This window comes from Helicobacter bizzozeronii (assembly GCF_900196775.1).
Lineage (GTDB): Bacteria > Campylobacterota > Campylobacteria > Campylobacterales > Helicobacteraceae > Helicobacter > Helicobacter bizzozeronii.
Map to the genome: position 1 here is coordinate 1 of NZ_FZLB01000111.1, position 1699 is coordinate 1699.

Annotated in this window: 2 protein-coding genes and 1 pseudogene; 1 reads left to right on the forward strand and 2 read right to left on the reverse strand. The window is 44.8% G+C overall.

Going from position 1 to position 1699, the window contains the following annotated elements; translation table 11 throughout:
- A partial coding sequence (locus C5684_RS08830; protein WP_158650247.1) for a sulfatase-like hydrolase/transferase occupies nucleotides 1–417 on the forward strand: 417 nt, incomplete at its 5' end.
- Between the two features lie 2 nt (nucleotides 418–419).
- Here the strand turns inward: C5684_RS08830 and C5684_RS08835 are convergent.
- Both C5684_RS08835 and C5684_RS08840 read right to left on the reverse strand, forming a co-directional pair.
- Nucleotides 420–617, reverse strand: coding sequence for a hypothetical protein (locus tag C5684_RS08835; protein WP_006017836.1), 198 nt, complete (start codon nucleotides 615–617; stop codon nucleotides 420–422).
- A gap of 184 nt (nucleotides 618–801) precedes the next feature.
- Nucleotides 802–1699, reverse strand: a pseudogene (locus C5684_RS08840) (hypothetical protein); the annotation flags it as partial.

The window sequence follows — 1699 nt, forward strand, 5'->3', positions numbered from 1 at the left end:
GATTATGTCAATTCGATCTATTACACCGATCATGTTTTGGAGGGGATATTTAAACTCTTTGAAAACAAAGATGCGATCATCTTTTATCTCTCCGATCACGCTCAAGATATTTTTGAGAGTGCTAACACCTATGGGCACCGCTGTTCTGCTTACGGGGTTGAAATCCCCTTTGTGATCTATGTTACGGACATTTTTAAACAAAAACACCCTGACAAAGTCAAGGCTATTGCTGGGGCGGTGGATAAACCCTTTATGAGTGATGATTTAATCCACTCGCTTTTACCCCTTGTGGGGATTCACACCAAAGACAATCTAGAATCTAAAAACCTCTTTAGCCCCGCCTTTGACACGCACAGAAAAAGAATTTATTGTGGGGATCGGCTGTATGAGGGGAAACCTTCTAGGGCAAAAAACTAATGTTAAGAAACCAAGCTAAAAATCGTGGTATGGGGGATTGCAGATAAAACACCCCGGGACACCCGGGGCTGATGCACCTTAACCTTCGTGGTGGTGGTGATCTCCATCATGGTGGTGGTGATGGTGTTCGCCATGATGGTGGTGGTGATGGTGGTGTGTGCCACCATGATAATGGTGATGATGATGATGGTGGTGTTCACTACACTCGTTTTCGTGCCCGTGGCAACATTCTTCGCTATGTCCTGACATGCTGTCTCCTTAAACAAAAATATTCCTGAATGATTAAATCAGGTAGAGTATTCTAGCAAAAAAATGGTAACCTTTGATATAACTCTGTAAAAAATGATCCAACAACACCCCGAAATAAACTTGGGGGCTGTTTTGCTAAGGTTGTTTGTTTTCTAGCAAAAAATCCCCACTTTTCACGCATATAATGCGGGTGTTGTGGATGCTGGGGAGCACTTTTTTATTGGTGATGAGTTTTTCGATTTCATATTGGCTACATGTGCCATGACCGGGGCGCACAAAACGCTCTTTCCACGCCACATACTCGGGTGAATTTTTGATCCGATCATCCAAATACTGCCCCTGATAGATTTCCACAAATTCCATGAATTGATCGCTCAAACCCAATCCATTATCCTTAATGGTACTCTTGCGTTCTGCCTTGTTTTCCTCTAGGACTTTAATATATTCTGTAGAAAGGGCACTCCCCACTTGGGGCGGGCGTTTGTAGGTTTTGGTGATCTTAGTTGTGGTGGTGCTATAAGTGCTGCTCCATTCTTGGTTGCTGTTGGGCTCAATATGCAAACATTGGCGTGTGCGTGCCTTATAACAACGCTTTTCAGAATAATTAGCTTTGCTGAGTTTAAAAGTGTGCATGGTTGTGGTGGGCCCTAACACCTCTATTTTGTCGGGAAGTTGGGTATAAGCAAGCACAATCTTACCGCTCTTGCCACTTGTGGGGTCAGCCTCCAAATTACACGGGCTTAAATCCAAATACTGCCCGCTAGCCTTGTCTAAACCACGCATCACACTAGGGCGGTAAGCCTCTAGCTTGTCATCATCATAAGTCCAATGCCCGCATGCAAACTCTTGCATCTCTCCCATGCCCGCTCCATGCTGGATGGTGGGGGATTCCATAGAGGTTTTAGGGGTTTGGCTTGGGGGTGCTTGTTTGTCTGCCTCTTTAACCCCATTTTCTTTCTTGTCCTTATTTTCGGCTACAAGGGTTGCTTGGGGGTTTTGGGAGGTTTTAGTTGTGTTGGGGGTTGGTTGGGAT